This window comes from Euzebya sp. (assembly GCF_964222135.1).
Lineage (GTDB): Bacteria > Actinomycetota > Nitriliruptoria > Euzebyales > Euzebyaceae > Euzebya.
The window spans coordinates 1-12,653 of sequence record NZ_CAXQBR010000050.1 but is presented as its reverse complement, the minus strand read 5'-3'; the positions used below and the strand labels follow the sequence as shown (position 1 = coordinate 12,653).

Below are 12,653 nucleotides of genomic sequence, written 5' to 3'. Positions count from 1 at the left end.
GAGACAATCAGATGCCCGAGTTGCCACATAACCGTGGACCTGACAGCACGCTGGCGTTCCTCCACGACGGGTACGCGTTCATATCCAACCGCTGTCGCCACTACCGCTCGGACGTGTTCCAGACCCGGCTGCTCCTCCAGCCGGTGATCTGCATGCGCGGCGCGGCGGCGGCCGAGATGTTCTACAGCGACCGGTTCGAGCGTCGCGGTGCATCACCGGCGATCGCCCTGAGGACCCTCTTCGGACAGGGCGGGGTCCAGGGTCTCGACGACGCGGCACACCACCACCGCAAGCACATGCTGATGTCGCTGATGACACCGGCGGCGATCGACGACTTGGCCGACCGGTTCGCGGCACGCTGGCGAACGGCGATCGGCCGCTGGTCGGCGCGTGAGGAGGTCGTGCTGTACGACGAGGTGGCACGGCTGCTGTGCGAGACGGTGTGCGCATGGACGGGCGTATCCCTAGCTGATGACGAGGTGGCGCAGCGGACCGACGACCTCGTCGCGCTGTTCCACCCTCTCGGGTTCCCGCACGTCCCCTACCTGTCCGCCCGCCGCGCCCGTCGCCGCACAGACGCGTGGATCGGTGAGCTCGTCGAGCAGACCCGCCGGGGGACGCTGCAACCACCGGACGGCAGCGCACTGCAGGTCGTGGCCACGCACCGCGACCCCTCAGGACGTCTGCTGCCCGCCCAGGTCGCGGCGGTGGAGGTCATCAACGTCTTGCGTCCGACCGTGGCGATCACCCACTTCATCGCCTTCGCCGCCCTGGCGCTGCACGAGCACCCCGAGTGGCGCGACCGGTTCGCAGACGGATCGGACGAGGAGGTGGAGTGGTTCGTGCACGAGGTCCGCCGCACCTCCCCGTTCCTTCCGGCCGCCGCCGCACGGGTCCGCCACGACTTCGACTGGCACGGCGCCCGGTTCCCTCGTGGTCGCCGGGTCCTACTCGACCTGTACGGCACCAACCGGCATCCCGACCTGTGGGAGCAGGCCGACCGGTTCCGCCCGGAACGGTTCGCCACGTGGGATGGTAACCCCTTCACCCTCATCCCGCAGGGCGGCGGTGACCATCACACCGGTCACCGTTGTGCCGGAGAGTGGATCACCATCCGGCTCATGCAGACCGCCGTCGCCGTGCTTACCCGCGAGATGACGTACACGGTCCCCCACCAGAACCTCCACGTCAGCCTGTCACACATGCCCGCGCGTCCGCACAGCGGCGTTGTCATCCGTGACGTGCGAAGCCCGGCGGTGCGGCGCTGATGCGGATGAACAAGGCCGAGACCGTGCTCATCAACAGTGCCCCCCGCTGGTGGCTGCAGCGCGCCGTGGAGACTCCGTTGCTGCTGCGGCTCGGCGGTCGGCTGGCCGGCGGCACGGCACTGGAGATCGGCTGCGGACGAGGCGCGGGCATCGAGCTCATCCTTGACCGGTTCGGTGCCGACCGCGTCATCGGCATCGACCTCGACGACGCCATGGTCACGCGCGCTCGCCGCCGCCACGCCCACCGACCCGAGGTGGAGGTCCACGTCGGGGACGCCGCGTCCATCGATGTGGCCGACGCCAGCGTCGATGCGGTGTTCGACTTCGCCATCGTCCACCACGTCCCCGACTGGCGGGCCGCCGTCGCAGAGATCCGCAGGGTCCTGCGGCCAGGCGGCCGCTTCTACTACAGCGAGGTCACCAAGCACGCGCTGGACCGGCCGACCTACCGGCTGCTGTTCGACCACCCCGACCACGACCGCTTCACCGCCGACGACTTCGTCGGCGTTCTCCAGGACCACGACCTGCACGTCGGTGATCGACACCGGACGATGCTCGCGGGAGACTACGCCCTCGGCGTCGCCGAGCGGATGCCACGGGGCTCTGCCTGAACCGCTGTCTACACCAAGAACCACGCCCCCGGTGCTCGGCACGTTTCTCGAGACTGACGTCCGCACGTACGTGCGCGGGCCACGCGGGCCGGCGCTGTGGTTCTGCTCCCTTGACATCCCCCACCTGGTCGGCATCGCCCTGCCGCGGCTGATCGGCCAGCCCTACACCTGGTCGCGGATGCGCATCACCAAACGCGACGATGCGGTGGCCTACCGGTGTCGACGCCGGTTCCCGGGGCCGCGGGGACCAGCGATGTGGTGTCCGCATCGGGGAGCGGAGGGGTCTGGATGCGGTCGACCGGTGGCTGGTGAACCGTTGGGGGGCCCACTCCCTCGTCGCCGGGCGGCTGGTCTACACCCCGGTGGTGCACCAGCGGTGGCGCCTGTGCGAGGTCGAGGTCATCCGTGCCCAGGACGGCCTGTCAGCTGCCGCAGGCCTCCTACCCGGCCCGACCCGATCGGCGCACACGTCATCCGCCGGCTGGCCCGAGAGCTGCGCGAACGTGGGCAGGTGCTGGGACCTGACCGGCAATCCTCGACCCCGGTGCACCACCCCGACGCCTGAGCGGACGGGCGGGCTGGCCCTGCGTGCAGCTGTTCACCGACGCCGATCCGTGGACGGGATCAGGCGGGTCGCGGCACGCCGAAGCTGACCTCCCCGACGGCACGGGTGTGCTGGCCCGTTCGACGGCGTCCATGGCGACGTCGACGGCCAGGAACGGATCGTCCACGACGACCCTAGCGTCGCCGGCGACTTCGCTGAGACGGGGGGCATGACGCGGCGCGATGTTGAGGTTGTCCACGACCACCGACACTCCGCCGGGTCACCGCAGCACCGATGGTGGCGTTGCGCATGGTCCGCATGATCGTCATGAAGGCGCGGGGGACCGCGTCCCAGCGGGCATCCGACGGGAGGGGATGGCCGAACATGGACCTGACGTCGTCGTTGGAGAACCGCAACCGCCTCGACGGGTCAGCAACCACCCACGCCCGCGCCGCGGTCGTCTTGCCCGAGGCTGGCAGGCCGACGAGGACCAGCACGACCGGACGAGGGTCAGCCTCGCAGGGGTGCGGTGCAGCAGGAACGCCGGTGGACACGTCGTGGGACATGACGAGAGCGCAGACCGGGTCGGTCGACAGGTGGACGCGATCACGCGTCCAAGGGTCCTTGCCCCAGGGTCCGTGGACAGACGCGATGAACCCTTCTTCGCGATGCCGCGGCTGCGTGTACCCCGGGAGCGGCCAACATGCAGCTGACTGATCCCTACCCGGACCGGGACGGGGTCTGGTGGACGGCCGTACAGGATGCATCACCGAAGAGCTGCATCGTGTACGGCCGTGACGGTCCCGTACCCGCTCTCCGCCGGGCGCAATCCACGCTCCTACTCGTCGCCATCGTGGATGGGCTGGCGCCCACGAGGCTCGTTCGAAGCGGACGTGACCAATCGAATCCCCTGTCGGGTCGGGCGTGTGACGCCACCTTGGTGTACGGGCGTCATGGCGTGGGCACGGTGGCCGAGAGGAGCGCCCCGTTCATGCCGGCAGGGACAAGGCCCGTCGAACAGGGCGCTCCTTGCACGTCGTCCTTCCTCGACGGGAGGGCAGGCAACCGGGATCATCGACCGTTTGTTGGCGTCCTCGTCAGAGCTCCGAAGTCTGTTCTGTGAACGAGGACGCGCCGTCGGGGAAAGGTCCAGGGGCGACATCCCATGTGATTGCAGGGCACGGTCAGGGTCGGGTGAGCCCGCGTGGCTGCATCTTGCGTCTCTGCCCGTGGAGCGCCTCGCGCTCGGTGAAGGGCGAGCGGAGGCGGTGACGTTCGAGTGCCGCGGCGGCGGTGGCGGCGTCAGCGCGTTGTGCGTCTGACGTTGGTGTCGCCCCGAGCGGGGTGTCGGCTGTGATGGCGTACCTGTCGCGGTAGGCGGCGATGGTGATGAGCTCGCTGGTCCATGGGGCTCGCTGCGCGGCCCAGGGCGGCAACGCGCCGAGGTGACGGAGCCATGACGCGCCGCTCGAGGCGGCCTCCTGGAGAACGGCTTTCGCGCGCTGGAGGATGAGTTGTTCGCGCTCGTCCAGGGCGACGCGCGTCGCGTCGGACATGGGCCCGTCGGCTTTCGGGATGAGTCCGGCGACCATGTGCGAGGGCCGCTGCCGGGTCCTGGACGCTCTCGTCGTGGCGGCGGTCACGCGGTGGTGGAGGACGGCAGCGATGTCGTCAGCGTCGTCGAGGTCGCGGTCGGCGACGAGGCCGGGCATGAGTCTTTCGGGTGTGAGGTGGTGGGCGTCGGCGCGCCGTAGGGCGGCGGTGAGCGCGCTGAACGCGTCGGAGGTGAGGACCTGCTCGGCCTGCTCGGTGGTGAGGCCGCAGGTGTGGATCAGGGTGGTCCAGCGGGGTCGTTGTGCGGCTGCGGCAATGGTCTCGTACTCCGCGGCGAGCTGAGCGACGCTGCCCAAGCGGTCCTGCTCGGTCCGTGTGGTGGCGTGAGCGGACTGTTCGGCACCGGAGCGGCTGATGGCGGCGACGAGTACGTCCCGTGCCGAGAGCGGCTCGTTCTCGACCTGGTGGAGCTCCGCATCGGGGGTGTCGGTGCAGGTGTAGGCGTGGTTGACCTGTCGACCGCGGGTTAGAGCCACATAGACGGTGTTGCGGGTCATGCCGGGCGTGATGAGGGCGTGGGCGGTGTCGACGGTGGCTCCTTGGGCGCGGTGGGCGGTGACGGCGTAGCCCAGCTCGACGTGGTCGGCGACGTATCCGGCGGGCAGCTGCACCGTCCCCGCCCCCGGCGCTCGGACGGTCAGGCTCCCGTCGGGGTGGACGGCGTCCACGGTCCACCGGTCACCGTTGCGGACCCAGCGGCCGGACGTCGTCGTGAGTTGCCGGCGGTTCCGCCGCGTGACGATGAGGTCGCCGATGCCGGCGGCGGTGCCGTCCCGCAACGGTGCGCTGGTGGTGAGGTCGACGGCGCCGGCGGCGGCACGATCGGTTTGGGCGCGGGTGTTGAGGGCGGTGACCTGGTCGCGGGTGGGGGCGATCAGCAGGCTGGTCCTGCCTGCGGTGAGGTCGGTCTGCCATGCGGTGTAGGCGGCGTCCAGCATCGTGTCGGTGTCGCCGCCATGGAGCCGGCCGTGCTGGCTGTAGTCGTCGAGGACGGCGGGGTCGCCGTTGCGGAGACGCAGGGATGCATCCTTCTCCCAGTCGTGGTGGAAACGCCGGACGCTGGTGAGCTCGGCGACGTCGTCGCGGTCGCCGACCAGCATGGCGAACGCCCCGCCGGCATCGACGGCGGCGAGCTGAGCGGAATCCCCCACAAGGAGAACCTTGGCGCCGGCGTCGGCGGCCGCGGTGGCGATCCGGTGCAAGGTGTGGGTGCCCGCGAGCGAAGCCTCATCGACAACGACCAGCTGCCCGGCCCGAAACTGGGCGCGTCCGGCGTGGTGGTCATGCAGCCACTTGGCGGTGGTGTCGGCGGTGATGTCGAGTTCTGTGCCGAGGACCTCCGCGGCGGCGGCTGACGGGGCGAGTCCGAGGACGGATCCGGTGCCGTAGAGGTGCTCCCACGCGGCACGGAGGGCGCGCATGGTGGTGGTCTTGCCCGCCCCCGCCGGGCCGACGAGCACATCCACCACGCGGCCAGAGGTGGCCACGTTGCTGATGGCGGCGACCTGGTCCTCGCCGAGCCCGTCGGCGTGATGAATCACCGTATCCGCGGGGATCTGCGGGGCGTGGGTTGTGCGGGACAGCGCAATGAGTCGGTCTTCGGCGGCGAGCAGCTCGGCGGAGGTGAACACGGTGGTGTGGCGGGGTCGTAGCACGCTGGTGCCGTCGGTGCGTTGCAGCTCGGCGGGGACGGGGGCGAGGTCGGGTGGGGTGAGCGGCACCGACGACGCTTCGGCGGCGTCGATGACCTGTGTGAGGATGGTGTTGCGGTCGGCGGTGCTGTGGAAGCGGACGCCCATGAGTTGGCGGGTTGCTTCGGCGTGCAGGTTCCAGCGTCGCCAGGTCGAGCGGCGTTCTCCGATTGCATCGACCACGGTTGCCGCGATCGCGCTGAGCGTTGCAGCCGACAGATCGTCTGCACGCAACCGCTGCTGCACACGACCGGCCAGCACACCCTGCAACCACCGGGTAGCGGGCATGCCGACCGCATCAGCGGTTGCACGCCACCGCTCGGTGAGGTCGGCCAGGGACGCAAACTGCTTGTCGGGACGCGTTGCGAGGGTGGCCTGTTGGCGGAGACGGATCACCGTCCGCGGGGATGGCTGGTGGCCGTGGGTGGCGACGTAGTCATCGATCAGGTCCACCACCGCCGTCTCGATCCCCGTCGTACGCGTCGAGAACGCGTCGAGTAGCTCCTCGGGGACGCCGGCGATCTCCCATCCCAGATTGCGGTCCGGTCCGCGGTCACGTTGACGCCACACGCTGCCGAGGGTGTCGGTGAGGCGGTCGGCGAGGATGGCGTTGTAGTGCTCGGACAAGGCGACCATGGCGGCGTGGATCGGTTGGCCGTCCAGGCTGCGCCATCGGCCGTCGAGGACCGCCTGAGCCTTGTTGGCGATCACCACATGCGTATGAACTTGTGGATCGCCGGCGCGGGAGTCGTAGTGGTCGAACGCCGCGGCGATGATGCCGGTGACGGGCACTTGGGCGACCGCGCCGTCCGGTCCGGATGCGCCCATGCGAGTGGCGGCAACCTCCCGCTCGACCAGCTGGATGACGTCACCGATCGCCGCATGATGCGCCTCCAGAATGGTGGTGCGGGTGTCGGGGTCGGAGAGGGCCCAGAGGACCGAGACGGACTTGGGGACGCTGAAGGTCAGGTCGAACCCGGCCACCGCCCGCCGCTGCCGCCGCTCACCTTCCTCCCGCTCGATCCGTTCGACGGCGGCCGCCCGTGCCTCCCCGGACAGGTCAGGGTCGAGGGTGGCGACGCGGTCGGCGATCCGCTCCGACCGGGTGCGGTACTGGGGGTAGGCGCGTCCCAACGGCTCCCCGCTGAGCGGGTCGCGGCCTTGGCCGAGCAGGCGCGCCACCTGCTCCTCCTCAACCACGTCCCCTGCCCGCAGGTGCCCGCTGCCGAGGGCCGGCAGTCCTGAACCGAGCCACCGGCCTGGCGGGCAGCCCTCAACGGTGTAGTAGTCCGCCAGCCCGCGTCCGGGCTCGCGGACGGCGTCGCCGACGGCGACGGAGTTCAGCAGGTAGCGGTAGCCGGCGCCGGCGGACATCACCCGCATCGACACCGTCACCCAGACCACCCCGAGATGTGCTCCACATCTCACAGGTGTGCGGCGGCCGCCTGACCTCCTCGATCTGCAAGAAGTGTGTCCGGGAGTGGTGGGTGCGGGCGTCGAGGAGCCGCGCAGGGGTACGGGGGACGAGGCCGCGGCGGGGGTGGCTGGGAGGGGCGGTGCACCTGGTTGGTGACGACGCAAGTGGTCGACCCAGCTGGAGGTGGCAGAAGGATGAAGATCGGTCAGGTCATGGCCCGGGCCAGCGACGAGGAGGGTCGGCTTGGTGCGGCGCTGGTGTACGCCGCAGCGGGCTATGCGGTGTTCCCGTGCGCGCCGGGTGCGAAGCGGCCCCTCACGCCCCGCGGGTTCCGGGGCGCCACGACCGACCCCGCCCAGCTACGGGCCTGGTGGGCACGCTGGCCGGATGGGAACATCGGCCTGGCCACCGGGGGAGGCGGCGTGGACGTGGTCGACATCGACCGCCGCCCCACCGGGTCGGGGTTCGCCGCGATGACCGGTGCGGAGGAAGCCGGCATGACGGCCGGGTGGGTCTGTCGGGTCGCGACGCCGTCGGGTGGGGAGCACCGCTACTACCCAGCCGAGCCTGATCGGCCCCAGCCCTCCTGGTCGCTGACCAGCGTGCACGTGGACTTCCGTGGGGTCGGCGGGTACGTCCTCGTCCCCCCATCGGTGATCACCGGCGCCGGCACCTACCGGCCCATCGCGGTGGGGGAGGAGGGCCGGCCACTCGATGCGGCAGCGCTTCGTCGACACCTCACCCCCGACCGGCCGCCACCGCGGAGGGTGTCAGCGCAGGGCAGGATCGCGGGGGTGTCGTCGCGGTTGGCCGGCTGGGTGGCGACGAGGCCGGAGGGGACCCGCAATGCGAGCCTGTTCTGGGCGGCCTGCCGGTACGCCGAGGCTGACGTCTCCCACCTCGATGCCCACGACGAGCTCGGCACCGCCGCCGCCCAGGCCGGCCTCGGCCCCGCCGAGGCGGCCGCCACGATCCGCTCGGCCTACCGCACCGCCCACCCGCTGCCACCGCCACGGACCCAGCGCCAAGGGCGCCCCGATCGGAGCCTCAGCCGATGACCACCACGCGATCGCCAGTCCCGTCTACCAGTGAGGCGGCGGGGTCGGTGTCGCGGTGGGTCGTCGGCTCCGCGGTTGGGGGCACGGTGGCCATCGCGCTCGGGGCGTTTTGGCTGTCCTTCACCGCCCTGGCCGATCTCGCCCGACGCGCCGGCATCCCCGCTGGCCAGGCGTGGGTGTGGCCGCTCATCGTGGACGGCATCACCGTCGTCGCGACGATCTCGGTGGTCGCCCTCGCCCCCCACGGCAGGCGGGCCACCTGGTACCCCTGGACCCTGCTGGTCGCCGGCGCCACGATCTCCGTCGCGGGCAACGCCACCCACGCCATGGTCGCCACCGAAGGCGACGTTCCCGAGCTGCTCGCCGCGGTGATCGCCTCGGTACCGCCGCTGGTCCTACTCGCCATCACCCACCTCACCGTCGAACTCACCCGACGCACCACCGCCGCGGGCCCCGACGGCGCAACTCACCGGCACACGAGCCAAGCCCCGACGCCCGCCTCGAAACCCAGCCTGCGACGTGCTGATCGGCGTGCGCAGGCGCAGGCCTACCGGCGTGACGGTTGGACGAACACGCGCATCGCCAAGGAACTCGGCGTCCACCCCTCCACCATCGGGCGCTGGCTCGCCTCCCAGTAGGCAGGGGCTGTGGACCGTCGGCGGGACGCACCCCAGCGCTGCGGTGAACAACTTCCTCCGCGGCAAACTGATGGACTAGTCTCTTGGCGACCAGCCGGTCACCGGGAGATCCCCGTCTCCCCGCGGCTGGAGGCGCCCGCCCAGCCCCACCCGCCTGGCGCGGGCGCCGACCCACTCCTCGGCCGCACCGTGCCACACATGACCGAAGCCGATCGGCTGACGTGGTGGATCGGGTGACACAACGCGGGTGGCTGCTGCGTCCCACCAGGTGACGCCACCACATGGCGTCGTCCGGATCGACTGTGACAGGACGGCTGGGATGACCCCGATCAACGCACACGACGGCTGCACACCGGATGACAAGACACGTCACGTCGTTGGCGTCCTGCTGTCTCCGCATTCGGGCGTGGCCGGGCTCGCAGTCGCCGGCCCGGACTCGAACCGCATCAGGGACGATGGCGCCGACCCCGCGCACAGGCCATCACGATGCGCATCTCCGCCTGGGGGAGCGGAGATGGCGAGAACGGTCATCGACCCGTTCGTCGAGCACGTCTTGGCAGTCCCGGCAGAGCGCTGTGGCACGGATGCTGGGGAAACGATGGTTGTCGGGACTAGTTTTTCTGGGGCATGCTCAGAACCGGACACCAGGCATCGGGGGACGGCGGAGGAACCAGCGGTGGGTCGGTCAACGACACAACCGGACGTCGGAGCACATGAGACCCTTGCCGTCCGGGCACGGGCGGGAGACCGCGCGGCGCTGGTGGAACTGCTCGAACTCATCGACGGGGACGGGTCGATCCGGGTGCCGGTCCGACGGCTGGTCACGAACCCCCAGGCGGTGGAGGACATCAGCCAGGACGTGTTGATCCTGGTGGCCGAGCGGATCGGCTCATGGGATGGCCGCAGCCGCTTCACGACCTGGCTGTACACCGTCGCCCGCAACAAGGCCATCGACCACCTCCGCACGCTCCGCCCCACCGAGGGCCTACCCGAGGACGTGGTATCGGATCAACGGCGCATCAGCTCCCTGATCGCCACCCGGGAGGCGGTCACCGGGTTGTTGGCGGACCTGCCTGAGGCCTACCGCGAGCCGGTGACGTTGCGGGATGTCGAGCAGCTGGAGTATGCGGAGATCGCACGGCTGCTCGACCTGCATCAGGCGACGGTGCGGACCCGCGTGAAACGCGGACGGGCAATGATCGCCGCCGCCTGGGTGAGGACAGCAGCGTGACAACCCGCCTGCTCGGCCGCTACCGCCTGGAGGAGCTCCTTGGCACCGGCGCGTTCGCGACCGTGCATCGGGCACACGACGAGCAGCTGGACGATTGGGTCGCGGTCAAGGTCTTGGCGGCCAACCATGCGGCGAACCCCGACATCCGGCGGCGGTTCATCGCCGAGGGGCAGATCCTGCGTCGGCTGTCCTCGCCGCACGTCATGACCGTCCATGACCTCGCAGAGACTGAGGACGGCAGTCCGTTCCTCGTCCTCGAGCTGTGTGATCGGGGAACGTTGCGTGACCGGGCTGTTGAGGCACGGGGACGGGGGTGGCGGCCGACTGAGGCTGACGTGGTCACGATCGCCATTGCGCTCGCTGCCGCGGTCGCCACGATGGCCTCCGAAGGTGTGGTGCACCGCGATCTCACCCCCGCCAATGTGTTGGTGACGACCCGCCCGCCGCGGGTCGATACGACGGTGCCGCCGTCGTCGCTGATCGGTGAGGGTGAACGTCTCGTGGTCACCGACCTCGGGTTCTGCAAGGACCTGAAGGTGAACAGCGGCATCTCAGCGACCGGCGGTACCGAGGGGTTCCGGGCGCCTGAGCAGCGGATCCCCGGCCAGCCCGTGGACGTCCGCACCGACATCTGGGCGGCCAGTGCGGTGCTCACGTGGGTGCTCACCGACGGCACGTTCGAGGACGTCGCTCAGGCCACGTCCGCGTTGGAGGCGGCAGGTCTTACGGCCGGGTTGTCCGCAGCCGTCGCCGCGGGCCTCGCGCGTGGCGTGGCTGAGCGTCCGGCGACCCCTGAGGCGTGGCTCGGTGGCATCGTCGACGCGGCCCCATCGGTGGACGTGTCCAAGGCCGCCCTCGCTGTGGCCCACACGGCGACACCGGCCAGCAGGTGGTCACCAGGCCGGGTGATCGCGGTGACGGCTGCACTCACGGTGATCGCAATCGCTGCAGCCGTCGCCGCGGCCTTCGGGAACGATCGCGACGACGCCATGGCTCAGTTCGGCGATCAGGATGTCAGCGGGCTGTCGCTTGCAGATCTGGATGACCTCGCCGCAGGTGACGACCCCACCGCAGAGTTGCAGGTTGATCCGGAAGGCGTCGTCACCGACCAGGTTGGTCCCCGCGAACAGCACCGCTGGCAGTTCCACGTCGTCGACCATCTGGGATGGGAGTACGACATCGACGTCGCAGTCGATGCCGCCTTCTACTTCGCCAAGGACATCTCCGATTCTCCGCCGGGAATAGCCCGCCTCGTCTCAGCGGTGTCGGGAGGCATCGATCTGGGCTACACGTCGACCTTGGAGGGACGAGAAGCCCCCCGCCTGCGCTGGCCGTTGGTCGAGGCGGTCTTTCCAGGGCGTCCTGTTGATGTGTTCTGGACCCGTCGTGGGCCCTGTGACGCGTTACCTCGACGTTGGGATGCGATCCCCGATCAAGGAATCGTGTGCCGCCTGACGGAGGGATACGACGGGCAGGCCATCACCTCCGAGAGTCCCCAGCTTGATGAGGCAGACCTCGACGGTCTCCTTGCGGGCGCAGAAGAGCTGGTCCCCAGCCAGTACGTCTTCGACATCCCCGTCGGGGGCTTCTGCGAGGTGATCCTCAGACGGGATGGCACAGTCGCCCTGCACCCGATCAGGAACGACTACGTCCTCCAAGAGGCCTGCGAGTTGTCCGGCGACCAGGTCGTGGAGATGTCCCGACCGAGTTGACGCCGACATCATCACAGACGCAGTCGGAACGCCGCCACCAGCCCGAGAAGCCGCCTCGGCATTGAGGGCGGGACACCGGCCTCGGACCGGTCCCACGAAGAATCTCAAATTGGTTGACACAGACGCGGGGGTGCGCCCGTCTCACCGGGCATGAACGTCAACGACGCCAACATCGGCCCCCTCGACTGGCCGGCACCGGCCCCGATCCCCCGGGCGACTCCGGTCCCAGACGACGCGTTGCCCCTCGGTCATCCGACGGTGAGGGATCTCCGGCATCGCGCCGAGGTGCCGATGCTCATCGCCTGCGGCTTCACCACCGCCGCGGGGATCATCGTCGGTACCACGGCCCTTCTGAAGGGCCAAGGCGTGCCGTATTGGGCGGCCCTGGCGATGGCGGGCGCCGCCGTCCCGATGCTCGCGGCCGCGGTGGTGATCCGGTGGACCTACTGGCGTCAGGTCGCCAACAGCGTCGAGGTCACCGACCACCAGCTCGGCGACCTCCACACCGTCTATCTCCAGCTCGTCACCGCCATCGGGCTCGACTATGTGCCGCGGCTGTACGTCACCAACGGCAACGGGGCGTTGAACGCGTGGGCATCGAAGTGTCAGGTGCGGCGTGGCTATGTCGTGGTGGCCAGCGACCTGGTCGATGTCGCCTATGAGCACGGCGACTGGGCGACCCTCCGCTTCGTCCTGGCCCACGAGCTCGGCCACATCCGCTGTGGGCACGTCGCGTTGTGGCGTGTCAAGGGCCAGTAGAACTTCCCCAGGGGCGGTCACGGGTTGTCCCCGCTGGTGGCCACCAGATCTCCCCGCTGGTGGCCACCAGAACCTCCCCGGTCAGGGTGTGGTGAGCGGGGTCACCCCCT

General features: G+C 70.0%; 9 protein-coding genes and 1 pseudogene. 9 read left to right on the top strand and 1 reads right to left on the bottom strand.

Going from position 1 to position 12,653, the window contains the following annotated elements:
* The first annotated feature begins 11 nt into the window (after positions 1 to 11).
* From ACEQ2X_RS11405 to ACEQ2X_RS11390, 4 genes and pseudogenes are all read left to right on the top strand, one after another.
* On the top strand, positions 12 to 1,268 hold the full coding sequence (locus ACEQ2X_RS11405; protein WP_370325935.1) for a cytochrome P450: 1,257 nt from the start codon (positions 12 to 14) through the stop codon (positions 1,266 to 1,268).
* Positions 1,268 to 1,879, top strand: coding sequence for a class I SAM-dependent methyltransferase (locus ACEQ2X_RS11400; protein WP_370325934.1), 612 nt, complete (start codon positions 1,268 to 1,270; stop codon positions 1,877 to 1,879). Before ACEQ2X_RS11405 ends, ACEQ2X_RS11400 begins: the two co-directional genes overlap by 1 nt.
* Positions 1,803 to 2,102: pseudogene (locus tag ACEQ2X_RS11395) on the top strand (DUF2071 domain-containing protein); the annotation flags it as partial. The gene ACEQ2X_RS11400 and the pseudogene ACEQ2X_RS11395, both read left to right, overlap by 77 nt.
* Positions 2,080 to 2,532 (top strand): DUF2071 domain-containing protein, encoded by a 453-nt coding sequence (locus ACEQ2X_RS11390; protein WP_370325933.1) that lies wholly within the window; start codon positions 2,080 to 2,082, stop codon positions 2,530 to 2,532. The pseudogene ACEQ2X_RS11395 and the gene ACEQ2X_RS11390, both read left to right, overlap by 23 nt.
* 1,075 nt (positions 2,533 to 3,607) lie before the next feature.
* Here ACEQ2X_RS11390 and mobF read toward each other — a convergent pair.
* On the bottom strand, positions 3,608 to 7,132 hold the full coding sequence (gene mobF, locus ACEQ2X_RS11385; protein ID WP_370325932.1) for a MobF family relaxase: 3,525 nt from the start codon (positions 7,130 to 7,132) through the stop codon (positions 3,608 to 3,610).
* Positions 7,133 to 7,339: 207 nt separating this feature from the next.
* Here mobF and ACEQ2X_RS11380 point away from each other — a divergent pair, with 207 nt between their 5' ends.
* The 5 genes from ACEQ2X_RS11380 (at position 7,340) to ACEQ2X_RS11360 (ending at position 12,543) form a co-directional block, all read left to right on the top strand.
* A complete protein-coding gene (locus ACEQ2X_RS11380; protein WP_370325931.1) occupies positions 7,340 to 8,203 on the top strand; it encodes a bifunctional DNA primase/polymerase in 864 nt (287 codons plus the stop codon).
* Positions 8,200 to 8,841, top strand: a complete 642-nt coding sequence (locus ACEQ2X_RS11375) for a DUF2637 domain-containing protein (protein ID WP_370325930.1) — start codon at positions 8,200 to 8,202, stop codon at positions 8,839 to 8,841. The genes ACEQ2X_RS11380 and ACEQ2X_RS11375 overlap by 4 nt, the downstream gene beginning before the upstream one ends.
* Positions 8,842 to 9,160: 319 nt before the next feature.
* Positions 9,161 to 10,072 (top strand): RNA polymerase sigma factor, encoded by a 912-nt coding sequence (locus ACEQ2X_RS11370; RefSeq protein WP_370325929.1) that lies wholly within the window; start codon positions 9,161 to 9,163, stop codon positions 10,070 to 10,072.
* Entirely contained in the window at positions 10,069 to 11,784 is a 1,716-nt protein-coding gene (locus tag ACEQ2X_RS11365; protein ID WP_370325928.1) for a serine/threonine-protein kinase, read from the top strand. Before ACEQ2X_RS11370 ends, ACEQ2X_RS11365 begins: the two co-directional genes overlap by 4 nt.
* Before the next feature lie 150 nt (positions 11,785 to 11,934).
* Positions 11,935 to 12,543: a M48 family metalloprotease gene (locus ACEQ2X_RS11360; RefSeq protein WP_370325927.1), complete on the top strand. Its 609-nt coding sequence runs from the start codon at positions 11,935 to 11,937 to the stop codon at positions 12,541 to 12,543.
* The last annotated feature ends 110 nt before the right edge of the window (positions 12,544 to 12,653 follow it).